We start from the raw sequence: 23,707 nt of genomic DNA, 5'->3' as shown, positions 1-23,707 counted from the left end.
CTTTTTGCTGGCAAAGTACGTAGCCAGGGCATTGCCCGATAGCGCGATATAAAAATCGTCTTCGCATCTCCCCCCCAGCAAGCCATTCTTATTCCGTCATGTTATTATTGCGAATGGTTATCAATAATAAATACTGAACAAGGATAATGGATGAAGCGTTCAACCTGCCGCCTGCTCGCAGGCGCCATCATGTCGATAGCGGCCGCCTCAGCTCAGGCGTTACAAGCCCCGGAAGTGGACCTGCGCGATCCGGCGATTTGGGAGGAGAAAGCGGCGTCTCCGCTCACCGCTCACCCGCAGCCCTGCGAGGTGTTCAGCGGCCCGCACTGCGCGGTCTGGGATGATGAGAAGTCGGATATTCAGCGCGAACGAGAGCGGCGGGAACAGCGGCGCTGGCAGAATGGTTATGAAAACCTGCGGCGGGAATAATCCCGCTTAAACGATAACCCGGGCACGCCCGGGTTATTTATTACCTGAAAATCAATTCTCGCCGAAATGAATAACGGTACGAATGGATTTACCTTCGTGCATCAGGTCAAAGGCTTCGTTGATGCGGTCCAGCGGCATGCGGTGGGTAATAAACGGGTCGAGGCGAATTTTGCCCGCCATCGCCTCTTCTACCATTCCCGGCAGCTGCGTGCGCCCTTTCACGCCGCCGAACGCGGAGCCGCGCCAGACGCGCCCGGTCACCAGTTGGAATGGACGGGTTTTAATCTCCTGACCCGCGCCAGCGACGCCGATAATCACGCTTTCGCCCCAGCCTTTGTGGCAGCACTCCAGCGCGGCGCGCATCACGTTGACGTTACCGATACACTCGAAGCTAAAGTCGACGCCGCCGTCGGTGAGTTCAACAATCACATCCTGAACCGGCTTATCGTAATCATTCGGGTTGATAAAGTCGGTGGCACCCATCTCTCTCGCGAGGGTGAATTTTTCCGGGTTGGTATCCACCGCCAGAATGCGCCCGGCTTTCGCCTGTACCGCCCCCTGGATCACCGCCAGGCCGATCCCGCCGAGGCCGAAGACGGCGACGGTATCGCCCTCTTTTACTTTCGCCGTATTGTGCACCGCGCCGATGCCGGTCGTGACGCCGCAGCCCAGCAGGCAAACTTTGTCCAGCGGCGCCTGCGGGTTCACTTTCGCCAGCGAAATTTCAGCCACCACGGTGTATTCGCTGAAGGTGCTGGTGCCCATATAGTGATAAATCGGTTCGCCGTTGTAGGAGAAACGCGTGGTGCCGTCCGGCATCAGGCCCTTACCCTGGGTGGATCGGACCGCCTGGCAGAGGTTGGTTTTGCCTGATTTACAGAACTTACATTCGCGGCATTCAGCGGTATACAAAGGAATAACGTGGTCGCCCGGCTGCAGGCTGGTCACGCCTTCCCCGACTTCGACGACAATCCCGCCGCCTTCATGGCCCAGCACCGCCGGGAAAACGCCTTCCGGATCGTCGCCTGAGAGGGTAAAGGCATCGGTGTGGCATACGCCGGTATGGGTGATCTTGACCAGTACTTCGCCTTTTTTCGGCGGCGCGACGTCAATCTCAACGATTGAAAGCGGCTGGCCCGGGCCAAACGCGACGGCTGCACGTGATTTCATATCTCTCTTCCTCGTGGTGATTTTATTTTAAATAGGATCGTAGCAGATGCCCGACTTCCGCCATTCTGGCGGCGCGCTGATCGGGCGTCGTTTCGCCGCTAACCAGTTCATCCTGCAGGTGAATTTCCACCATCTCCCCCATCAGGCCGTTAGCGGCGCCGCGTATTGAGGCGATTTGCTGCAGAATGGTCATACAGGGTTCGCCGGATTCCAGCGCCCGCTCGAGCGCTTCAACCTGGCCACGAATGCGCCTTACCCGGCTGAGGGCACGCTTTTTATCTTCAGGTGAATGTGGCATGGTGACGCCCTCCATATCATATAGGGGGGTATACTATATTTATTATTGCCGTGAGGCAAATGCGTTCGCCGCTTTAACCGTAGCATAGCGGCGAGAATTTGCGCTTAGCTGAAGTTGAGGATCCCGAAGAAAGAGACAAAAAAACCCGCCGAAGCGGGTTTATCGAGGTTTAACGCCTGCGCGGCATCATCCGCAGCAGCGTGTTATCTTTCCACAAATAGTGGTGCATCAGCGCCGCCAGCGCGTGCAGGCCGATAATAAAGTAGCCGGTATTGGCCAGCAGCTCATGCCACGCTTTCAGGGTATCCACCAGCTCAAAGTCGCTTTCCGCCGCGTGCGGCATGGTCAGGCCAAAAGCGAACCAGGGGTTGCCGCGGTAGTACATCATGACCATGCCGATGGCCGGCAGCGCGATAAACAGCAGATAGATAACCAGATGCCCAAGATGCGCGAAGCCGGTCATCATCGGCGACGGTTTAGGCACAATCGGCGGCGTCGGGGATTTGAGGCGCACCAACAGACGCACCGCCATCAGAACAAAAATTGAAATCCCGCAGGAGACGTGGATCATATTAATCACGGGCCGCGCGCTGCGGGGGAAAAAGCCCCGCAGCTCCATCGCCGCGTAAGCGCCAATCACTAAAAAAAAGACCAGCCAGTGGATGCCTATTTGCAGACCAGAGTATTTATCGCGCATGAGAAACCCTTAATAAAACGGTGATATCGCCAACATAAACACCTTTTATTAAAAATTCATTAACTTTTACGTACTTATAAAAAAACAATTGTCGGTTTCGCGCAGATAAAGCAAAAGCAGCGGGTTACCTGCGGCGCGGCAATACGAGGAACCTATACCTCAACCTTGACGCTGTATATAATCACAGTACAATACGGTCTGCTATTACCATTAATGGGATAAAAAATGTTCGTAGAGCTGATTTATGACAAGAGAAATTTCGAAGGATTAGCCGGCGCTAAAGAGATCATTCTGACGGAATTGACGAAGCGAGTGCATCGCATTTTTCCCGATGCCGACGTTCGCGTTAAACCGATGATGACGCTGGCCTCCATCAATACCGACGCCAGCAAGCACGAGAAAGAGCAGATCAGCCGCGCCGTGCAGGAAATGTTCGAAGAAGCTGACATGTGGATGCAGGAAGATTAACGGGCGACATTCGAGGAAATAATGAATACCTTCACCATCATGGCTATCCCCTTCTTCGCCGCAGCGATCGTTATGCTGACGCTGGGGGCAACCAGGAAAAGTCGTGCCTGCGCTATCGTGGGCGGCGTTTTGCTGGCCGCGACCGTGGTAAACGCGGTGACGGGCATGGCGCTACAGGGCGGGTAACAGAATGAGTTTTGTTTGGTACATGGCGCTGATATGCGTTGCGATCGCGTATCTCATGATGCGCTTCCTTCCTGTTTAACCCCGGGTTTGCGCATACCCGGGCTTCAAATAGCGTTCTTTTTACCGGCGGGATCATAACCCCTTACGCACCAGCGTCGCCGCCTGTTTAAAAATCTCGTCCTCGACGCCGTCCCCCTTCTGTCTTCCCAACCTCACCAGTTCTTCGACAATACTTTCCCGGTTAATAGGCTTCTGCTCAGAAACCAGACCAATGACCGCCGCGCCGATGGCAAGACCAATCAGCCCCGTTTGTTCGTCTTTGTTCTTCATCGTTCCGCTCCGTTATGCCCGAAAAAAGTTTAGCAGCCGCATCCGCGACTGCAACCCGAGCATCCGCAGGCTTTGGCGCCAGCGAAAACGGCTTCAGAGGACATACGGATGCCGGGTCAGACAAAGCCAGCCTCCGGCTCGTTAGCCTGTTGCGGGACGCTAAAAAGTGTGAAGTTGATCAAAAACAACAAAATGACGCTCTGAGAGGCGTATTTGTATTACCGCCGCGCCGGGACAGCCCGGAGCGTGACGACACGATGATGAAAAGGAGAAAAAACCATGATCACATACGATCGTAACCGCAATCCTATTACCAACGGCAGCCAGGTGATGATTAATGGGACGGGCAAAACCGGTAAAATTATCGCTATCCATTCTACGGGTTTGACCCCAGCCCAGCTGCGTCGTAATAAGACCGTTGAAGTTGAAGGGGCTGAAGGGAAGTTCGAACCGGTTGAACTGATCCGCCTTGGCCTCCACTAAGGAGGCGACAGCCGCTGCGGCATCGCCCAAACGCCGACTATCGGCTGGCGACGCCCGGCGGTTCTACTACCGACGTTCCGCTCCATGGCTGCTCTTCGCCTGATACATGCGCCGGTCCGCCACCGCGACGATCTCATTGAGGCTATGATGCGCAGCGGGATCGTATTCAACGCAGCCCCATGAGAACGCCAGCTGCCACGGATTGCCCGCCTGCTGATTGTACTCCGCGACGTTCTTGCTAAGCTGCTCCATCGCCAGGCCCGCGGTCTGCTGCGAGGTATTGGCAAGCAGGATGATAAATTCGTCGCCGCCCTGCCTGGCAATTAAATCCGACTCTCTGAAGGTGGCCTTCATCAAATCGGCAATCGCCCTCAGGGCTTTATCTCCCTGTTCATGACCCCAGGTATCGTTAATCAGCTTAAAGCGATCGAGATCGATAAAGATGAGGCTCGCTGGTTCATTCCGCCGTCTGGCGGTCAGCAGCGCGTACTCCGCTAACGACATAAAGCCCCGGCGGTTGAACAGCCCCGTCAGCTCGTCGGCGGTCGCCGCGTCCAGCACCTTGAATTCATCTTCAACGATGGCGGCCAGGTCGCTTAAGATTTGTATTTCATGAACGGAGAAAGCGCGCGGCTTGTGATCCATCAGACAGAACGCGCCTACCGTCGCGCCGTCAGGCAGCTGCACCGGGTAGCCGGCATAAAAGCGGATAAAAGGCGCTTCGGTGACCAGCGGGTTATCGTGAAAGCGCAGGTCCTGCTGCAGGTCGTTGACGATTAAAGGGTCGGTCTGCAGGATAGTATGCGCGCAGAATGTGATATCCCTCGGCAGGGTATCCACTTCCAGTCCGGCGCAGGATTTTACGTGCAGGGTATTTTCCCCCACGAGGCTAATCGAAGCCACCGGTAGATCGTAGAGCGTACGCGCAAGCCTGGTCAGGCGATCGAAACGCTCTTCTTTTCCGCTGTTTAATAATCCGGATGTCCGCAGCGATTGCAGACGGCGCAGTTCATCTGGATGAAGTCCGGCTAATTTCAATTTTTCTCTCTTACGTTATCAGGATAAATGACGCAGCGCTTACCAATGAAACGCGCATCAGGCTGTTAACAGACGATTCACATGTGTTATCTGATGAGTTAAGCATATATCGCTGGCTCGTCAAACGAGACTTCAGGCGCGCTCCGCCGCGGCCCACTCCCTCAGCTTCGCTTTCAGCCACTGGCTCGCGCCGCGCTGCCCGCTCCGCTTATGTGAATAGATTTTCACCTCGAATGGCGGAACCTCAAACGGTAGTTCAAAAACCTTCAGCTTCGCCGCGCCGAGCATTTTTTCCGCTGCCGAGCGCGGTATCGCCATAAGCAGTTCACTTTGCGCAATAATGAAGGGCGCGCTCAGCATAGAGGGCGTTTTGATGGTGATATGCCGCGCAAACCCCATTTTCGCGAGCTGTACGTCGAGAACCCCCTGGCTTTCATTCCACGGGGTAACCACCAGATGCTGGGCTGCCAGGTAATCCGCCAGCGTTAGCCGGGACCGGCCGACGTGGCTTATCGCAACATAATCATCTTTCAGCCAGCAGATCTCATCCAGCTCCGGATGCTCTGCTTCATTCAGGGCGCTAAACCCCAGCGCTAAATCCACCTCGCCGGCCAGCAGTTCCGTCAGCGCCGGGCTGTGCGGCAGATAGCGCAGCTCGAAACGCAGGCCGGGCGCCTGTTGCTGTAGCCTGGGCATCAGCGTCGGGAAAACGCACTGCGCGGTGAAATCCGTGATCGCTATCTGTAAGCAGTCGGTACTGGCTGAGGCGACAAACTTCGGCTGCGGGGTCAGCTCCTGATCTAAAAACGTTAACGCCGAGGCAATAGAAGGCGCGAGCTGGGTGGCGAACACGCTGGGGCACATACGATGCCCTTCGCGATAGAAAAGCGGGTCATTGAGCGTGGCGCGCAGCCTGGACAGCGCGTGACTTAACGCCGAGGTGCTCATCGCCAGCTCTTCCGCCGCCAGGCGCACCGAACGATAGCGGTAGACCGCCTCGAATACCGGCAGCAGGTTCAAATCAAGACGGCGAAGGGCTGGATGCATAATATTCATCATTACGTGATTTCATTGCACTTAATTCTTCTAACCTTAACGTTTATGCTTTGCGGTATCAAACTTACGATGGCACAACAGGTAATCCAATGAATATGACCATTCGTCAGGCCAGCCCGGCGGACGCAAAAGCAATTTATGACATGATTTACGAGCTGGCGGTGTATGAAAAGGCGCCGGAACAGGTGGTCACCACGGTTGAGGAAATCCAGGCATCGCTTTTCGCCAGCGACAGCAAAACGGAAGCGTTAATCTGCGAGATTGACAATAAGATCGCCGGCTACGCGGTGTTCTTTACCAGCTATTCCACCTGGCTCGGCCGCAACGGCATCTATATGGAAGATCTCTACATCACCCCCGAGTTTCGCGGCCGCGGCGCAGGAAAAGCGCTCCTGAAAACCATCGCTCAGCTGGCGGTAAAAAGAGAGTGCGGTCGCCTGGAGTGGAGCGTGCTCGACTGGAACCAGCCGGCCATTGATTTTTATCTGAGCATTGGCGCCGTTGCGCAAAGTGAGTGGGTTCGCTATCGCCTTGACGGCGCTGCGCTTACCGCTTTTGCTGAACTGGGCAGGACCGCCGACTAGTCCGCCATCAGGCGGGTCCTTCTCTGGCCCGCCTTTTCACTCTGTTGCCAATATGCCCCTGGCGTATAAAGCTGAAACAAAAAATTATTACCCCTTAACGCTCCGCCCGCAACCCGCCGAATTTATTCACTTTTCCGTTCGCGTTTTTATCAGCATTTAACGGCGCCAAATAAATCGCTGGTTGCCCTATCCCGACGGCTGGACTAAGCCTGGAGAAGTTTTCACCTGACCTGGAGATTCTTCATGAGCAAACTTGGGATTAATGGATTTGGGCGTATTGGACGTTTAGTACTGCGCCGGTTACTGGAGGTCGACAGCCCTTTAGAGGTCGTGGCGATTAACGACCTGACATCACCTAAAGTGCTGGCCTACCTGTTAAAGCATGATTCAAACTACGGTCCTTTCCCATGGAGCGTGGATTTTACGGAAGATGCGCTGATCGTTGATGGCAAAAAAATTACCGTTTATGCGGAAAAAGAGGCTCAGCATATTCCGTGGAAAGCGGTAAGCGCCGAGCTGATTGTCGAGTGTACGGGTTTTTATACCTCCGCGGAGAAAGCGCAAGCGCATCTGACCGCCGGGGCTAAAAAAGTGCTGATTTCCGCGCCCGCTGGCGACATGAAAACCATTGTCTATAACGTTAACGACGACACGCTAGACGCCAACGATACGATTATTTCCGTGGCCTCCTGCACCACCAACTGCCTGGCGCCGATGGCGAAAGTGCTCCATGACGCCTTTGGTATAAAGGTGGGGACCATGACCACTATTCACGCCTATACCGGTACGCAATCGCTGGTTGACGGCCCGCGCGGCAAGGATTTGCGCGCTTCCCGCGCCGCGGCGGAAAATATCATTCCGCATACTACCGGGGCGGCGAAAGCCATTGGGCTGGTTATTCCCGAGCTTAGCGGCAAGCTGAAGGGTCACGCCCAGCGCGTACCGACCAAAACCGGGTCGGTGACTGAGCTGGTGTCAGTGCTGGAGAAAAAGGTCTCCGCCGAAGAAGTCAATCAGGCGATGAAAAACGCGGCGGCGAACAACGAATCATTCGGTTATACCGAAGAGGAGATCGTTTCGTCGGACGTTATCGGCAGCCATTTCGGTTCCATTTATGATGCCACGCAGCTGGAGATTGCTGAGGTTGGCGATCTGCAGTTGGTGAAAACCGTGGCCTGGTACGATAACGAGTATGGCTTCGTTACCCAGCTTATCCGGGTGCTGGATAAATTCGCGAAGTAAGATGCAGACTACTCGGCACGCGTAGCCCGGGTAAGGCGTCAGCCGCGACCCGGGGGGCAGTCTGCGGGCTGGGTAGCCGGACAGATACACAGCAACGCCTCCGGGAAATTCTGCTACTCCGCGCTCTGCTCCCGGGGGCGGCGCAAAGCGCCTTGCCCGGGCTACAGGTACGTGCGGCCTGCGTTTGGGTAGCCCGGGTAAGGCGTCAGCCGCGACCCGGGGGGCAGTCTGCGGGCTGGGTAGCCGGACAGATACACAGCAACGCCTCCGGGAAACGCGCCGCTCCTCTGCTAAATCAGGCCTGCAGATAGACCACCTGAGTTTGCAGATACTCATTCAGGCCGTGACGTCCGTCGGCGCCGCCGATGCCCGATTTACGCCATCCGGCATGGAAACCCTGCATCGCTTCGAAGTTTTCGCGGTTAATATAGGTTTCGCCAAACTTCAGCCCCTTAATCGCCTTCATCGCGACGTTCAGGTCGCGGGTATAGATTGACGACGTCAGCCCATAATCGCTGTCGTTGGCCATCGCCAGCGCCTCTTCAAGGGTATCAAACGCCACCACCGGTAGCACCGGACCGAATGTCTCTTCATGCACGATATCCATCTCCTGGCGCACGTCCAGCAGCAGCGTCGGCGGATAAAAATAGCCCCTGCCCGTCACCGCTTTCCCGCCAAGGGCGACGCGCGCGCCCTGGGCGACCGCTTTTGCCACCTTCTGCTCAACGCGCGCCAGCGCGGCGGCGTTAATCAACGGTCCCATTGCGATATCGTCGCGAGACGCCGGATCGCCAAACTGCACCGCCTTCAGCGCTTCGCCCAGACGGTTAACGAAGCGATCGTAAATGCCTTTTTGCACGTACACGCGCTCAACGCAGTTACACACCTGCCCGCTATTAATGACCCGAGAATCCACCACTGCCTTAACCGCCAGCTCAAGATCCGCATCGTCCATCACGATAGCGGGCGCTTTCCCGCCCAGCTCCAGACACACTTTGGTGATGTTTTTCGCCGCCGCGGCCATAATCTTCTCGCCCGCGGCAACGCTGCCGGTCATGCTGACCATCGCCACTTTCGGATTGCTCGCCAACTCCTGGCCCACGGTTTCGCCGCGCCCCAGCACCAGGTTAAAGACCCCTTTCGGCAGGCCGATATCATGGACGATTTGCGCAAAAGCGATGGCGTTATTCGGCGTAAATTCACTCGGTTTAATCACGATGGTATTACCGGTAATGAGCGCCGGCGCCAGCTTGCGGGCAATCAGGAAGAACGGAAAATTCCACGGCAGGATGCCGGTCGTCACACCCAGCGCGCGCTTAAATACCAGAATGTTCTCCCCCGTGCGGTCGCTCTGCACAATTTCACCTTCATAACGGCGCGCCCACTCGGCCATATAATCAAGATAATCGGCGGTAAAAGAGACCTCCACCGCCGCCAGCTGCTGGATTTTTCCGCCCTCAGCGACGATCAGCGCGGCGATCTCTTCCGCACGTTCGCGGATACCGGCGGCGATTTTGCGCAGCCATCTCGCGCGCTCAATCGCTGGCAGGGCCTCCCAGCCCGGCTGCGCGCGCTCGGCGGCGAGAATCGCGCGCCGCGCATCCTCCGCGCTGCCGTCGGGGATCCGCGAAAGCAGCGCTTCCGTTGCCGGGTTGATCACATCAATCCACGCATCACCGCGGCCGGGTTCAAACTGGCCGTCAATATACATAGGGTGTTGAACGGGTGCTGTCATGGTCTGCTCCTCAGGATTATTGTTTTTAACAGGTGAACTAGATGTTAAAAATTATCGTCCGTCAGGCAAAGAGACAGCATGAGGGCTTGTTTTTGTGAGATATTTCATAAAAAGAGACGAAGCTAACGCGCAAAAAATCACAATTCAATAACACGAGCTGCCCGTTTGCGATACCGCCAACGCAAACGGGCAAATTTCCCGACGCGACGACCAGGCCATGCGTCCAGAGAAGGGAGAAACGCGGAGCGGCAGCGATGAAAAGCGCTTTATGGTTACCTAAGCCAGCTGCCGCGCGCTTAGCGCATCGGAGAGCAGGCGGTCGTCGCGCAGCGTCTGCCACGCCTGAGCAATGTGCGGCGGAATATCCACATGGGCGATAAAACCCTTGCCCAACGGGCCGTAACCCTGCGGGTTATCCGCCAGCCGCGGCGGCTCGCCGAGGATCAGCGCCAGATAGCGCCCCACCGGCCACAGCCCACTATCTTCCCCGCAAAACGTGACACCGTCACGCCCGTTGCACAATACTGGCGCGCACCCCGGCGTGCTGTACCACGTCGGCGCTCGCGGGGCGTCTTGCCAGACGCGGGCAAACGTCGCCATCGTTCTGCGCTGCATGGTCGGATCCTGAATCACCACGCCCGTACGATGGGCAATGCCCCTCTCCTCAAGCATTTGCCGGGTAAAGTGCGCGTTCTCTCCGCAGTTGGTGGAGCGATCCTCCACCACGATGTGTTCGCGCGGAATAGCCCAGAACTGATGGGCGATGTCGGCCAGGATATGCGCTTCGGCGCGATCCCTTACCGCAATGGCGCGGTAGCGCGGGTCGTTCAACACCGACTGGTATAAAAACGAAGTGGAGTGACCGATACCGCCGCTGATCAGCAGCGGAACCGCGTGCCGCGCCGCCAGCCGGCAGGCGAAATCGATGGTCGGGATCACCGCGTTGCCAGCCAGCACCACCACCTCTATTTGCGGGTCACGGGGCAAATCATCCTGCGCCAGCCAGGCGCCCAGCTGGTTCGCCGCGGCCAGTACCGCCTCGGGTAGCGATGGAAAATGTTCTGACATGTTCTCTCCTGTTAACACTCTCAGCCGTAGATTAGCGGCCACCATCTTAGACGCTGGCGCGAACTTTGGGTAATAAAGCGCAAATAGCGCACCCACGCCTCTTAAGCAACAAAGTCAACACATCTGAATAGCGTTTTATTCACTTTTTGAAGAGGGTCAAGAATCTAATAAATAGGGAGAAAGGGTTACAACTACGGCTTTAATGCACAAACATGCATATTCATCCATGAAGAGCCTTGTTTTGCGTTTTTTTATTCATAAAAAGCTGAATCCCAGCCGCAACAACAGCATATTCTGCATTTTTGCCAAATACCGCCCCATTAAATTGGTGATAACATTCTCGTTACAGAGTTTATAGCTGTACCTTTCCACGGTTAACAAAATAATTATCACTGCGAAACAGGACTCTTATGGAAAAGTTATCTTACGCTTCTGAAAGTAGTACATCTCCATGGACCACCTACCTGCGTCAAATCGATCGCGTCGCGCCCTACCTCGGCGATCTCGCTTTCTGGATTGAAACCCTGCGCCATCCGAAACGCGCGCTCATCGTTGATATCCCGGTGCAAATGGACGATGGTACTATCCGCCACTTCGAAGGCTATCGCGTTCAGCACAACCTCTCGCGCGGACCGGGTAAAGGCGGCGTGCGCTACCATCCTGATGTTGATCTGAATGAAGTGATGGCGCTTTCAGCCTGGATGACCATCAAGTGTGCGGCAGTTAATATTCCCTACGGCGGCGCCAAAGGCGGCATCCGCGTCGACCCGTTCTCATTGTCGGAAGGTGAACTGGAGCGTTTGACCCGTCGCTATACCAGCGAGATCGGCATTATTATCGGGCCGCAAAAAGATATTCCGGCGCCGGACGTCGGCACCAACGGCAAAGTGATGGCCTGGATGATGGATACCTACTCCATGAACCACGGCACTACCATCACCGGCGTGGTCACCGGCAAGCCGATTCACCTCGGCGGTTCGCTGGGCCGTGAAAAAGCCACCGGCCGCGGCGTATTCGTCACCGGTCGCGAAGTGGCTCGCCGCAGCGGTATCGAAATCGAGGGTGCCAAAGTCGCGCTACAGGGTTTTGGTAACGTGGGTAGCGAAGCGGCCCGCCTGTTTGCAGGCGTCGGCGCGCGGATTGTGGTGATTCAGGACCACACCGCCACCCTGTATAACGAGGGCGGTATTGATATGGCCGCGCTGACCGCATGGCAGGCCGAGAACAAGCAAATCGCCGGTTTCCCTGGCGCCCGCGAAATTGCCAAAGAAGCGTTCTGGACGACGCCGATGGATATTCTGATCCCGGCGGCGCTGGAAGGCCAGATTACGCGCGAGCGCGCCGAAACCCTCAGCTGCAAACTGGTGCTCGAAGGCGCTAACGGCCCGACCTATCCGGAAGCGGACGACGTGCTGGCCGAGCGCGGCATCGTGGTGGTGCCTGACGTTATCTGTAACGCCGGCGGCGTCACCGTGAGCTACTTCGAATGGGTGCAGGATATGGCCAGCTTCTTCTGGAGCGAAGAAGAGATCAACGCCAAAATGGACCGCATCATGACCGATGCGATCGTTCACGTTTACGAAAAAGCAGTGGAAAAAGCGTGCTCTTTACGCACCGCCGCCTATATCGTGGCCTGTGAGCGGATCCTGATGGCGCGTAAAGATCGCGGTATATATCCGGGATAATCCCCCCTTCTCAGCCCGGTGAATGCCGGGCTTGAGACCAGGCTCCTCCTTTCCCTTCCCAAGGCTTCTTCCACAATAAACGCACATACCGTTAACCTGTTTTTATCAAACGGGCTTGAATTCTCGTTTTTGCCAGGCAAAAATCATTAGAGTTCTAACGATATTGCAGATTGACCTATGGATAGCCGACAGCTTAACTTTTCCCATCTTTTGTATCTCACCGCCCACCATTGGCGGCTGGCGGTCAACCGCCGGCTTAAGGGCCTCGGCATGAGCCAGGCCAGTTGGGTCGCCGTTTCCGCCATCGCGCGCCACGAACAGCCGCTATCGCAAAGCGAGCTGGCCCAGGAGCTGGGCGTCGAAAGCGCAACTCTCGTGCCGCTGCTCAACCGTCTGGTCGATGTTGGCCTGGTCGAGCGGATTAAAACCGAGCGCGATAAACGCAAACGGCTGCTGATCGCCACCGCTAAAGGCCTTGAGGTGTATCAGCAGGTGAAAACGGTGGCCGATGATTTACGTGAGGAGATCCTCACCGCCATCACCCCCGAGGAACAGCGGCAGACGCAGCGGGTCCTGGAGAAGCTGCTGCGCGAGGTCGAAAAAAAATAATGCCTCGCCGTAAAGACAATCCCTATGTGCCCCACGATTGGGCCCCGCACGAAAAACCGGCGATCCTCGGTTCGCCGTCCACCCCGATCCACAGTACGCCAAAACGGATTGCCTACGGGATCGTCGGGCTGCTGGTCTGCCTGACCGGCGCGCTGGGCAACGCGGTGGTGACCGCCAATCTACAGCTGTTGCAGGGGACCTTTGCTGCCTGGTCGACGGAGATTGCCTGGCTCCCGGCGGTCTACGTAATGACCAACGTCTCCATCAACCTGCTGCTGGTGAAGTTCCGCCAGCAGTTCGGCCTGCGCGCTTTTACCGAAGGTTTTCTCGTCCTCTACGTGCTGGTGACCTTCTTCCACCTGTTCGTCAACGACCTCAGTTCCGCGCTGATGGTGCGCGCCGCCCACGGCATGGTGGCCGCGGCGCTAAGCTCGCTGGGGATTTATTATCAAGTGCAGGCCTGGCCCGCCCGCCATCGGCTCAAAGCGCTGACCATCGGCATCACCGGTTCATCGCTGGCGATCCCGCTGGCGCGCCTGTTTTCAACCGAGCTGCTGCAAATTGACGAGTGGCGCGGGCTGTACTTCTTTGAACTGGGGCTGGCGCTGGTGTCGCTGGCCTGCGTAATCGCCCTCAAGCTGCCGCCAAGCGATCGGAAAAAGGTGTTTGAGAAAAAAGACTTCATCACCTTCTTCCTGCTGGCGCCGGGGATGGCGCTGGTCACCGCGGTACTGTCGCTGGGACGGCTGGACTGGTGGTTCGAAGCGCCGTGGATCGGCTGGGCGCTGGCGGGGGCGGTGGTGCTGATTGTCTCCGCGATTGCCTTTGAGCATAACCGCAGCAACCCGCTGCTCAATATCAAATGGCTCTCCAGCGGCAGTATTCTGCGCCTCGGGCTGATTATGCTGCTGATCCGTATCGTGCTGGCGGAGCAGAATACCGGCGTCATCGGCTGGCTGCAGTACGTCGGCCTGCAGAATGAACAGATGACCAACCTGGCGTGGTCGATTTTCGCCGGGATCCTCTGCGGCATCGTCGCCAGCTGCCTGACGCTCAACCCGCAGCGTCTCTACTGGCCTACCGCCACAGCGCTGGCGTTAATTATGGTTGGATCGCTGCTCGACAGCCAGTCGACGATCCTCACCCGCCCGGAGCAGCTGATGTTCAGCCAGTTTCTGCTGGGCTTCGGCAGCGCCTTCTTCCTCGCCCCGGCGATGCTGGCGGGGATTGGCGGGGTCATTGCCGACCAGCGCAACCTGGTGAGCTTCTCGGTGCTGTTCGGCATGAGCCAGAATATCGGCGGCCTGCTGGGCTCCGCCATTCTCGGTACTTTCCAGACCTGGCGGGAAAAGTTTCACTCCAGCCAGCTCGCCGACCAGCTCACCACGCTCAATCCGCTGATTACCGAGCGTTTGCAGCAGTACAGCCAGATGTATCAAAGCCAGATTGGCGACAGCACCCTGCTCAACGTTCAGGCCACCACGCTGCTGCAAAACGCCGCCACGCTGCAGGCTAATATTCTGGCTTACAATGATACCTATCTGCTGACGGCGGCGATTTCAGCCGCCACGCTGGTATGGGTTTTCTGGCGCTTAATAAGATTACGTATTACCGCCCGCATCGCGCTGAAACGCGCGACGGGTAGCAAATAAAATTTACTCTGGAGTCATTATGAGTCAGCAGGATGCGGCCAAACAGCAGGCCAACACCCGAAATAATATTCGCATCGTCTCGATTTTCACCGCCGCCGCCATTGGCATCGTTGGCGTACTGGTTATTCTCTACGCCTGGCAGCTGCCGCCGTTTACCCGTGAAAGCCAGTTTACCGATAACGCCTACGTTCGCGGACAAACCACGTTTATCAGCCCGCAGGTCAACGGTTATATCACCGAGGTGAAGGTTCAGGATTTTAATCAGGTTAAAGCCGGCGACGTGCTGTTCCAGATTGACGAGCGCATCTATAAGCAGCGCGTCCATCAGGCACAAGCAACGCTGGCGATGAAAGAGGCGGCGCTGAAGAACAATCAGCAGCAGCGCAGAAGCGCCGAGGCGGTTATCGCACGTAACGAAGCGGCGCTGCAGAACGCCCGCGCGCAGAATCTGAAAACCCAGGCCGATTTAAAACGCGTTCAGGAGCTGACCGCCGACGGCTCGCTATCGATTCGCGAACGCGATTCCGCCCGCGCCAGCGCGGCGCAGGGCACCGCGGATATCGAGCAGGCCAAAGCGACGCTGGAAATGTCGCGCCAGGATCTGCAATCCACCATCGTTAACCGCGATTCGCTGCTCGCCGACGTCGCCAGCGCAAAAGCGGCGCTGGAGCTGGCGCAGATCGACCTGCAAAACACCCGGATTATCGCGCCGACGGATGGACAGCTCGGGCAAATCTCCGTCCGCCTTGGCGCTTACGTCACCGCCGGGACGCATCTCACCTCGCTGGTGCCGCCGCAGCACTGGCTGATCGCGAATCTGAAAGAGACCCAGCTGGCGCAGGTGCGCGTCGGACAGCGAGTAACTTTTACCGTTGATGCGCTGAACAGCGAGAAATTCACCGGCACGGTGCAGAGCATCTCGCCGGCGACCGGCGTCGAGTTCAGCGCCATTTCCCCGGATAACGCCACCGGTAACTTTGTCAAAATCGCCCAGCGCATTCCGGTACGCATCGCCGTTGATGAGGGGCAGAAGAACGGCCAGCGTCTGCGGCCGGGGATGTCGGTGCAGGTCACCATCGATACCCGCGCGGAGAAACAGCAATGATCCGCCCGCTCGCTCTCGCCGTTATCCTTGCGCTGGCCGGCTGCCAGTCCGCCGACGTTCAGCAGGCCGCGCCCGGTCTACAGATCCCCGCCGCCTGGCGGGCGGATGTCGGACCCTCCAGCCCCGTTGAGGGCGTGTGGTGGCGCAACTTCCACGACAGTACGCTCAATCTCTACGTTGACCAGGCGCTGCGCTACAACAGCGACGTGCTGATGGCTCGCGAACGAGTCAATGAGTACCAGGCCCGGGCCTACGCCGCCGATAGCAGCCTGTTTCCCTCGCTTGACGCCGGACTGACCGGCACCCGCGCGCGGTCTCAGTCGGCCGCTACCGGCCTGCCCGTTCACAGTACGGTGTATAAAGGCGCGCTGACCGCCAGCTACGATGTCGATATCTGGGGCGCCAACCGCAGCGCCTCCAGCGCGGCGCAGGCCAGCCTGGAAGCGCAAAAAGCCGCGGCCGCCGCGGCGAACCTGACCGTCGCCTCTTCGGTGGCGGTCGGCTACATCACCCTGCTGTCGCTGGATGAACAGCTGCGGGTGACGCAGCAAACGCTAAAATCGCGCGAAGATGCATTCAATCTGGCGAAGCGCCAGTTTGAGACGGGCTATACCTCACGCCTGGAGCTGATGCAGGCGGACTCCGAACTGCGCTCCACGCGCGCGCAAATCCCGCCGTTGCGCCATCAAATCGCCCAGCAGGAAAATGCGCTCAGCCTTTTGCTCGGCGCCAATCCTGGCGCCGTTAAGCGCAACGCGTTCGCGCAGCTTTCGCCGCTATCGCTACCGTCCCAACTGCCGTCAACCCTGCTCAACCGCCGACCGGATATCGTTCAGGCCCAGCGTCAGCTGGTGGCCGCCGACGCCACCCTGGCGTCATCGCAGGCGCAGCTGCTGCCGTCCATCAACCTTACCGCCACCGGCAGCCTGCAGGATCGCACCCTGCCGGACCTACTGGATAATCCGCTACGCTTATGGAGCCTCGGCGGCAGCATTCTGGCGCCGCTGCTTAACCGCCAGGCGCTGAATGCCCAGGTCGACGTATCGATGGCCCAGCGCAATCAGGCGCTGTATAGCTATGAAAAAACGGTGCGCGGCGCGCTTAAAGAGGTCAATGACAGTCTCGATGCGATTGGCCGCTACGGCGAGCAGCTCTCGGAGCTGCAGGCGCAGGAGAAGGTGGCCCAGGAGACGCTGCGCATCGCGCAAAACCGCTATCGCAACGGTTATTCATCCTATCTGGACGTACTCGACGCCCAGCGTACGCTGTTTTCCACCCAGCTCAGCGTGGTACAGGTGAAAAACAACCTGCTGCTGGCGCAAGTCGATTTGTACCGGTCGCTGGGAGGCGGCTGGTCTGATTCATCAGGGACGTAAGACGGGAAATCTGACATGCAACAACAGTGGTCGGCAGTAGATAATTATCTCGTGGAAGCGTTAATTCCCAACGATCCGCTCCTCAGCCAGGTCCTGGAGAATAACCAGCGCGCCGGTCTTCCGGCGATCGACGTCGCCGCCAATCAGGGGCAGTTCCTGGCCCTGCTGGTGCGCATGACGGGCGCCAAACGCATCCTGGAGATCGGCACGCTCGGCGGCTACAGCACTATCTGGATGGCCCGGGAGTTGCCCGCCGATGGTGAATTGCTCACCCTGGAGGCCGACGCGCATCATGCCGCCGTCGCGCGCGAGAACCTCCGTCTGGCGGGCGTGGACGATCGCGTTGCGGTGCTGGAAGGCCCGGCGCTGACCAGCCTCGAAAAACTGGGCGATCGCCCGCCGTTCGATCTCATTTTTATCGACGCGGATAAGCCGAATAACCCCAACTATCTGCGCTGGGCGTTGCGCTATTCCCGCCCGGGGACAGTGATTGTGGGCGATAACGTAGTGCGCGACGGCGAAGTGACGAACCCGGATAGCGCGGACGACCGGGTGCAGGGGGTCAGAGCGTTTATCGACATGATGGGCAGCGACCCACGGCTAACGGTCACGGCCCTGCAAACGGTGGGCAGCAAAGGCTGGGACGGGTTCACCCTCGCGTGGGTGAACGCCTGACGTGACTCGCTGACCACGGCAGCCCGCGCCACCGGGGTCAGTGACGGCTTAGGCCGCGATCTGCTCCATCGCCTGCAGCACCCGCTTATCGGAAATCGGATACGGCGTGCCGAGCTGCTGGGCGAACAGGCTGACGCGCAGCTCTTCAATCATCCAGCGGATCTCCTGCACATCGTCATCCTGACGGCGCTGAGGCGGTAGCTTATTCAACCACTGCTGCCACCTCTGCTGGAGGCTCTCCACTTTGAGCATCTGCGCGCGATCGCGGTGCGGATCGATCGCCATTTTCTCCAGCCGCTTTTCAATCGCCTGCAGATAGCGCAGCGTATCACCCAGGCGGCGGAAGCCGTTGCCGGTGACGAAGCCGCGATACACCAGACCGCTCATCTGCGATTTGATATCCGACAGCCCCAGCGCCATGGTCATATCCACGCGGCCTTTCAGGCGTTTATTGATGTTAAACACCGCGGTCAGGATCTGCTCAACCTGTTTGGCGATTTCCACCACCGTCTCGTTGAGTTCAGCGCGCACCTTTTCATGCAGCGCGGCAAAGCCCTCTTCGCTCCATACCGGCCCGCCCGCTTCGTCAATCAGCTTATCCACGCCGCAGGAGATACAGTCATCGATCAGATCCAGCACTTTGCCGTAGGGGTTGAAATAGAGCCCCAGCTTGGCTTTATTCGGCAGCTTCTCGTGCAGGTATTTAATCGGCGACGGGATATTCAGCAGCAGCAGGCGGCGCAGGCCGCGCCACATCTCCTGCTGCTGCTCGAGGGGATTATCAAACAGCTTGATCGCCACGCTGTCGCGTTCGTCCACCAGCGCCGGCCAGGCCTTAACTTTATAGTTGCCGCGCTTCTGCTCGTAGCTCTCCGGTAGCCGGCCAAAGCTCCAGATATGCAGCCCGCTCAGCTCGATACCGTCATCGGCGACCGCGGACAGCGTCTCCTGTACCTTGCCTTTCAGGGCATCTTTCAGATCCTGCAGCGAGCGCCCTTCATGTAGCTTCTTGTTTTTGTCGTCCACCACCCGGAAAGTGATTTTCAGGTAATCGGGCACCTGCTCCCACTGCCAGGCCTCGCGGTCGATAGTCACGCCGGTCATCCGCCGCAGTTCGCGCTCCAGAGAATCCAGCAGCGGCAGCTCCAGCGGCGTCGCGCGGCCTAAAAACGCCTCCGCGTAGTTCGGCGCAGGAACGAAGTTACGCCGTACCGGCTTCGGCAGCGATTTAATCAGGGCGATAATTAGCTCACGGCGCAGCCCCGGGATCTGCCACTCAAATCCGGCTTCTTCCACCTGGTTGAGCAGCGGCAGCGGAATATGCACCGTTACGCCGTCGGCGTCGGCGCCCGGTTCAAACTGATAGGTGAGACGCAGCTTCAGGTTGCCCTGGTGCCAGAAGTTCGGATAGTCGAGCTTGCTGACCTGCTCCGCGCCTTCCTTAATCAGCATGCTCTTTTCAAAGTTGAGCAGATCCGGCGTCTCGCGGCTGGCCTGCTTCCACCATTTATCGAAGTGGCGCGCGGAGATGACGTCATGGCTGATGCGCTGGTCGTAGAACTCAAACAGCGTTTCGTCATCGACGAGAATGTCGCGGCGGCGCGATTTATGCTCCAGCTCTTCAATCTCGTTACGCAGCTTGAGGTTTTCGCGGAAGAAGGCGTGGCGAGTCTGCCAGTCGCCCTCCACCAGCGCGTGGCGGATAAACAGTTCGCGGCACAGCGCCGGGTCAATCTGGCTGTAGTTGACCTTGCGGGCCGCGACAATCGGCAGGCCGTAAACGGTCACCTTCTCCGTCGCCATCACCGCGCCCTGCCCGCGCTCCCAGTGGGGTTCGCTGTACGAGCGTTTGATCAGATGCTGCGCCACCGGCTCGACCCACTCCGGCTCAATGCGCGCGGCGATGCGCCCCCACAGGCGGCTGGTTTCCACCAGTTCGGCGACCATCGTCCATTTCGGCGGCTTTTTGAACAACCCGGAGCCGGGGAAGATGGAGAAGCGAGCGTTACGCGCGCCGGTAAACTCCTGCTTGTCGGCGTCTTTCATACCGATGTGCGACAGCAGGCCGGTCAGCAGCGCGGTGTGAATTTCGCGATACTCCGCCGGCTCGCTTTTCACCGGCAGGCCGAGCTCTTTGACCACCTGACGCAGCTGAGTGTAGATATCCTGCCACTCGCGCACGCGCAGGTAGTTGAGAAAATCGACCCGGCACTGGCGGCGGAACTGGTTCGAGGAGAGCGCTTTTTGCTGCTCGCCAAGGTAGTTCCACAAATTCACAAAGGCAAGGAAGTCGGACTCTTTATCGTGGAAACGACGATGCTTCTCGTCAGAGGCCTGCTGCTTGTCCATCGGCCGCTCGCGCGGATCCTGAATCGAGAGCGCCGAGGTGATGATCATCGCCTCGCGCACGCAGCCGTGTTTTTGCGCCTCCAGTACCATCCGCGCCAGACGCGGGTCAACCGGTAGCTGGCTGAGCTGGCGGCCCATCGGCGTCAGCTTATAGGCGGTCTGCTGTTCGTCGGTGGTAATCGCCCCCAGTTCCTCCAGCAGGCGTACGCCGTCCTGAATATTGCGCTTATCCGGCGCTTCAACAAACGGGAACGCGGCAATATCGCCCAGGCCCAGCGCGGTCATTTGCAGAATAACCGACGCCAGGTTGGTGCGCAGAATTTCCGGGTCGGTAAACGCCGGGCGCGACAGGAAGTCGTCTTCCGAATAGAGACGAATACAGATCCCTTCGGAGACGCGGCCGCAGCGGCCCTTACGCTGGTTAGCCGACGCCTGGGAAACAGGCTCAATAGGCAGGCGCTGTACTTTAGTCCGGAAGCTATAGCGGCTGATACGCGCGGTACCGGGATCGATAACGTACTTGATGCCCGGCACGGTCAGCGAGGTTTCCGCGACGTTGGTGGCCAGCACGATCCGCCGCCCGCTGTGGGCCTGGAACACACGGTTCTGCTCACTGTTGGACAACCGCGCGTACAGCGGCAGCACTTCGGTATGGCGCAGATTCAGCTTATTGAGCGCATCGGCGGTATCGCGGATTTCGCGCTCGCCGCTCATAAAAATAAGGATATCGCCGGGGCTTTCGCGCCCGAGCTCATCAACGGCGTCAAATATCGCCTGCAGCTGATCGCGCTCGGTGTCGTCGGCGTCTTCAACGATGGGTCGATAGCGCACTTCTACCGGGTAGGTGCGCCCGGACACTTCGATAATCGGCGCGTTGTTAAAGTGGCGCGAGAAGCGTTCCGGGTCGATGGTCGCCGAGGTGATAATAATTTTCAGATCCGGGCGACGGGGCAGCAGTTCCCGCAAATAGCCAAGCAGGAAGTCGATGTTGAGGCTGCGTTCGTGCGCTTCATCGATAATAATGGTGTCGTACTGCATCAGCAGCCGATCCTGCTGGATTTCCGCCAGCAGAATACCGTCGGTCATCAGCTTAACCATGGTGTTATCGCTGACGTGATCGCTAAAGCGGACTTTATAGCCGATGCAGCCGCCCGGTTCCGTTTGTAGCTCTTCGGCAATACGGTTGGCGACGGTACGCGCGGCCAGACGGCGCGGCTGCGTATGGCCGATTAACCCTTTAACGCCGCGTCCCAGCTCCATACAGATTTTCGGCAGTTGGGTGGTTTTGCCCGAGCCGGTCTCCCCCGCCACAATCACCACCTGGTGGTCGCGCACGGCGTCGAGGATCTCCTGCTTTTTCTGGCTGACCGGCAGGTTTTCCGGGTAGGTTATCGCCGGTCGAGCGGCTTCGCGCAGCAGGACTCTCCCTGCCGCCTGTTCAATTTCTTGCGCCATCTCCTGAAGGATGGCCTGCTGGGCATCAGGATTTTTAACCTTCTTCACGCCGTGCAGGCGACGGGCGAAGCGCGACTTATCGCGCAGCATCAGGCCATCAAGCCGTGTAACGAGCTGAGAGAAGGTTATTTTTTGTTGTTCTGTCATAGCGTTATCGGGCAGCGCACTGCCGGGAAAAATCTCTTTTGATGTATTGCGTTAGAGTACCACATCCGCGCAATTCGTGCCTTGTTCAAAAAAACTGAATACAGAGTTCGATTTATTGCGCTTTCTCTGCGGCATGATTGTGAATAGAGTGTCAACAAGCACCAGGGCAACGGCCCGTCAATCACATTAAAAAAGGAAACACCCATGAGCAAAGTATTAGTTCTGAAATCCAGTATTCTGGCAGGGTACTCGCAATCTGGTCAGCTGTCCGACTATTTTGTTGAACAATGGCGTGAAAAGCACGCGCAAGACGTTATCACCGTGCGCGACCTGGCTGCAAACCCAATCCCGGTACTGGACGGGGAACTGGTTGGCGCTCTGCGTCCGAGCGATGCGCCGCTGACGCCGCGTCAGCAGGAAGCGCTGGCGCTTTCCGACGAACTGATCGCTGAACTGCAGGCGAACGATGTGATTGTTATCGCGGCGCCGATGTACAACTTCAACATCCCGACCCAGCTGAAAAACTACTTCGACCTGGTGGCGCGCGCTGGCGTGACCTTCCGCTACACCGAGAAAGGGCCGGAAGGTCTGGTGAAAGGTAAACGCGCGGTCGTCGTCACCAGCCGCGGCGGTATCCATAAAGATACCCCGACTGACCTGGTAACGCCGTACCTGTCTACTTTCCTTGGCTTTATCGGCATCACCGACGTGAACTTCGTGTTCGCTGAAGGCATCGCCTACGGCCCGGAAGTTGCAGCGAAAGCGCAGACCGATGCGAAAGCCGCTATCGACAGCGTTGTTGCCGCATAAGATTTGCCTCCTCCCGCCCCGGCGGGAGGAGTGTTTCACTTTTTCTCGTAGCGCAAATACCCCACCACGCCACCGCCGCCGTCTTTTGGATGATTCACGCCGTCGTTGACCTCCACGCAGGGAAAGTCAAAAGGCGACACGCCGTCAATGCAGGCCACATTCACGCCATACTGCTGCGGGTTTGAACGCCGTTGATGAAAAGTATAGATCCCACACACTGAGCAGAAAAAGTGCACGGCTTGACCGGTATTAAAACGATACTCCGTGAGCTTATCCCGTCCGCGGATAACATCGATTCCTGAAAGCGGCGCGGAGACCGCGACCGCCCCACGCATCCGGCAATATGAACAGTTACAGCGGCGAACGGTGTTGAAGCCATCGCTAAGCTCAACGGTAAACGCCACCGCGCCGCAGTGGCACTGAGCGGATAATTTCTCTGCCATGATTTTCCCCCTCAGGATGAAGATTTCGGCCGTAAATTCTCATCAAACGCCAGCCGCTTTCTGTCCGGCTCTGCCTCTTTGAGCGGTTCCACCTGATGCAGCGTCTGTTTGCAGCGCTCCACCAGCATCTGATACTCCCGCGTCCCCTGCTTCTTCCAGGCCAGCTCCTGTTCGCTTAATGTACGAATGGCTTTCGCCGGACTGCCGACAATCAGATGGTTGGCGGGCATTTCGGCGTTGGCTTTGACAAAGGCCGAAGCGCCGACGATGCTGTTTTCACCAATGCTGGCCCCGTCGATGATCACCGCGCTCATGCCTACCAGCGCGTTGCGCCCGATGGTGCAGCCGTGCAGAATCGCGCCGTGGCCGATATGCCCCTCTTCTTCCACGACCGTATCCTGGCCGGGAAAGCCGTGCATCACGCAGTTATCCTGGATGTTGGCGCCATCTTTCACCACGATGCGGCCAAAATCGCCGCGCAGGCTGGCGTTAGGGCCAACGTAGACCCCTTTGCCGAGGATCACGTCGCCAATCAGCACCGCGGTGGGATGAACGTAGCTCTCATCCGGTACCACCGGCGTCATACCGTCAATTTGATAAATGGGCATAGCCTCTCC

General features: G+C 58.0%; 24 protein-coding genes. 13 read left to right on the top strand and 11 right to left on the bottom strand.

What is annotated here, in order from left to right; translation table 11 throughout:
* The first annotated feature begins 150 nt into the window (after positions 1–150).
* Entirely contained in the window at positions 151–429 is a 279-nt protein-coding gene (locus BWI76_RS13265; protein WP_004138973.1) for a hypothetical protein, read from the top strand.
* Positions 430–480: 51 nt separating this feature from the next.
* Here the strand turns inward: BWI76_RS13265 and BWI76_RS13260 are convergent, their stop codons facing one another.
* From BWI76_RS13260 to cybB, 3 genes are all read right to left on the bottom strand, one after another.
* A complete protein-coding gene (locus BWI76_RS13260; RefSeq protein ID WP_004138974.1) occupies positions 481–1,599 on the bottom strand; it encodes an S-(hydroxymethyl)glutathione dehydrogenase/class III alcohol dehydrogenase in 1,119 nt (372 codons plus the stop codon).
* Positions 1,600–1,621: 22 nt separating this feature from the next.
* Positions 1,622–1,897 carry a metal/formaldehyde-sensitive transcriptional repressor gene (locus tag BWI76_RS13255; protein ID WP_004101746.1) on the bottom strand — a complete coding sequence of 92 codons (276 nt, stop codon included), beginning with the start codon at positions 1,895–1,897 and terminating at the stop codon, positions 1,622–1,624.
* Between the two features lie 169 nt (positions 1,898–2,066).
* Positions 2,067–2,594 (bottom strand): cytochrome b561, encoded by a 528-nt coding sequence (gene cybB, locus BWI76_RS13250; protein WP_004138977.1) that lies wholly within the window; start codon positions 2,592–2,594, stop codon positions 2,067–2,069.
* Positions 2,595–2,819: 225 nt separating this feature from the next.
* Between cybB and BWI76_RS13245 the strand changes: the two genes are divergently transcribed.
* On the top strand, positions 2,820–3,062 hold the full coding sequence (locus BWI76_RS13245; protein WP_004120890.1) for a DinI-like family protein: 243 nt from the start codon (positions 2,820–2,822) through the stop codon (positions 3,060–3,062).
* Positions 3,063–3,083: 21 nt separating this feature from the next.
* On the top strand, positions 3,084–3,248 hold the full coding sequence (locus BWI76_RS28325) for a hypothetical protein (protein WP_004138979.1): 165 nt from the start codon (positions 3,084–3,086) through the stop codon (positions 3,246–3,248).
* Positions 3,249–3,380: 132 nt separating this feature from the next.
* Here the strand turns inward: BWI76_RS28325 and BWI76_RS13240 are convergent, their stop codons facing one another.
* The gene (locus tag BWI76_RS13240; protein ID WP_004138981.1) at positions 3,381–3,578 is read right to left on the bottom strand and encodes a hypothetical protein; all 198 of its coding nucleotides are present in this window, start codon (positions 3,576–3,578) and stop codon (positions 3,381–3,383) included.
* Between the two features lie 279 nt (positions 3,579–3,857).
* On the opposite strand from BWI76_RS13240, the gene ydfZ reads away from it, so the two are divergent.
* Positions 3,858–4,061, top strand: coding sequence for a putative selenium delivery protein YdfZ (ydfZ, locus tag BWI76_RS13235; protein ID WP_004138983.1), 204 nt, complete (start codon positions 3,858–3,860; stop codon positions 4,059–4,061).
* Positions 4,062–4,127: 66 nt separating this feature from the next.
* On the opposite strand, the gene BWI76_RS13230 is transcribed toward ydfZ, so the two are convergent.
* Both BWI76_RS13230 and BWI76_RS13225 read right to left on the bottom strand, forming a co-directional pair.
* Positions 4,128–5,099: a sensor domain-containing diguanylate cyclase gene (locus tag BWI76_RS13230; RefSeq protein ID WP_024358288.1), complete on the bottom strand. Its 972-nt coding sequence runs from the start codon at positions 5,097–5,099 to the stop codon at positions 4,128–4,130.
* 132 nt (positions 5,100–5,231) lie between these two features.
* Entirely contained in the window at positions 5,232–6,158 is a 927-nt protein-coding gene (locus BWI76_RS13225; RefSeq protein WP_004138986.1) for a LysR family transcriptional regulator, read from the bottom strand.
* Positions 6,159–6,244: 86 nt separating this feature from the next.
* Here BWI76_RS13225 and BWI76_RS13220 point away from each other — a divergent pair, with 86 nt between their 5' ends.
* Both BWI76_RS13220 and gap read left to right on the top strand, forming a co-directional pair.
* Positions 6,245–6,739, top strand: a complete 495-nt coding sequence (locus tag BWI76_RS13220; RefSeq protein WP_004138988.1) for a GNAT family N-acetyltransferase — start codon at positions 6,245–6,247, stop codon at positions 6,737–6,739.
* Between the two features lie 243 nt (positions 6,740–6,982).
* A complete protein-coding gene (gene gap / locus BWI76_RS13215; RefSeq protein WP_004138990.1) occupies positions 6,983–7,981 on the top strand; it encodes a type I glyceraldehyde-3-phosphate dehydrogenase in 999 nt (332 codons plus the stop codon).
* A 295-nt stretch (positions 7,982–8,276) separates the two neighbouring features.
* Here the strand turns inward: gap and aldA are convergent, their stop codons facing one another.
* Positions 8,277–9,716, bottom strand: coding sequence for an aldehyde dehydrogenase (gene aldA / locus BWI76_RS13210; protein WP_004138991.1), 1,440 nt, complete (start codon positions 9,714–9,716; stop codon positions 8,277–8,279).
* A gap of 276 nt (positions 9,717–9,992) precedes the next feature.
* Positions 9,993–10,784 carry a YdcF family protein gene (locus BWI76_RS13205; RefSeq protein WP_004138993.1) on the bottom strand — a complete coding sequence of 264 codons (792 nt, stop codon included), beginning with the start codon at positions 10,782–10,784 and terminating at the stop codon, positions 9,993–9,995.
* 410 nt (positions 10,785–11,194) lie between these two features.
* Here BWI76_RS13205 and BWI76_RS13195 point away from each other — a divergent pair, with 410 nt between their 5' ends.
* The 6 genes from BWI76_RS13195 (at position 11,195) to BWI76_RS13170 (ending at position 17,886) form a co-directional block, all read left to right on the top strand.
* Positions 11,195–12,469 carry a Glu/Leu/Phe/Val family dehydrogenase gene (locus tag BWI76_RS13195; protein ID WP_004120918.1) on the top strand — a complete coding sequence of 425 codons (1,275 nt, stop codon included), beginning with the start codon at positions 11,195–11,197 and terminating at the stop codon, positions 12,467–12,469.
* 177 nt (positions 12,470–12,646) lie between these two features.
* Entirely contained in the window at positions 12,647–13,078 is a 432-nt protein-coding gene (locus tag BWI76_RS13190) for a MarR family winged helix-turn-helix transcriptional regulator (protein WP_004138995.1), read from the top strand.
* On the top strand, positions 13,078–14,730 hold the full coding sequence (locus tag BWI76_RS13185; protein ID WP_024358294.1) for an MFS transporter: 1,653 nt from the start codon (positions 13,078–13,080) through the stop codon (positions 14,728–14,730). The genes BWI76_RS13190 and BWI76_RS13185 overlap by 1 nt, the downstream gene beginning before the upstream one ends.
* 19 nt (positions 14,731–14,749) lie before the next feature.
* Positions 14,750–15,835, top strand: a complete 1,086-nt coding sequence (locus tag BWI76_RS13180) for an HlyD family secretion protein (RefSeq protein WP_004138997.1) — start codon at positions 14,750–14,752, stop codon at positions 15,833–15,835.
* A complete protein-coding gene (locus BWI76_RS13175; RefSeq protein WP_004138998.1) occupies positions 15,832–17,211 on the top strand; it encodes an efflux transporter outer membrane subunit in 1,380 nt (459 codons plus the stop codon). Before BWI76_RS13180 ends, BWI76_RS13175 begins: the two co-directional genes overlap by 4 nt.
* A 15-nt stretch (positions 17,212–17,226) precedes the next feature.
* Complete coding sequence (locus BWI76_RS13170; RefSeq protein ID WP_024358296.1) at positions 17,227–17,886, top strand: O-methyltransferase; 660 nt, start codon at positions 17,227–17,229, stop codon at positions 17,884–17,886.
* A gap of 48 nt (positions 17,887–17,934) precedes the next feature.
* On the opposite strand, the gene hrpA is transcribed toward BWI76_RS13170, so the two are convergent.
* Complete coding sequence (gene hrpA / locus BWI76_RS13165; protein ID WP_064371730.1) at positions 17,935–21,837, bottom strand: ATP-dependent RNA helicase HrpA; 3,903 nt, start codon at positions 21,835–21,837, stop codon at positions 17,935–17,937.
* A gap of 204 nt (positions 21,838–22,041) precedes the next feature.
* Between hrpA and azoR the strand changes: the two genes are divergently transcribed.
* Positions 22,042–22,647, top strand: a complete 606-nt coding sequence (gene azoR / locus BWI76_RS13160; RefSeq protein ID WP_004120936.1) for an FMN-dependent NADH-azoreductase — start codon at positions 22,042–22,044, stop codon at positions 22,645–22,647.
* A 35-nt stretch (positions 22,648–22,682) separates the two neighbouring features.
* On the opposite strand, the gene BWI76_RS13155 is transcribed toward azoR, so the two are convergent.
* A complete protein-coding gene (locus BWI76_RS13155) occupies positions 22,683–23,093 on the bottom strand; it encodes a GFA family protein (RefSeq protein ID WP_029669679.1) in 411 nt (136 codons plus the stop codon).
* An 8-nt stretch (positions 23,094–23,101) separates the two neighbouring features.
* The gene (gene paaY, locus BWI76_RS13150) at positions 23,102–23,698 is read right to left on the bottom strand and encodes a phenylacetic acid degradation protein PaaY (RefSeq protein WP_049131065.1); all 597 of its coding nucleotides are present in this window, start codon (positions 23,696–23,698) and stop codon (positions 23,102–23,104) included.
* Positions 23,699–23,707 lie beyond the last annotated feature (9 nt).

Origin of the sequence: Klebsiella sp. M5al, from assembly GCF_002090195.1 — a bacterium.
GTDB classification, from domain to species: domain Bacteria; phylum Pseudomonadota; class Gammaproteobacteria; order Enterobacterales; family Enterobacteriaceae; genus Klebsiella; species Klebsiella grimontii.
This window is presented reverse-complemented; position numbering and strand designations above follow the sequence as displayed.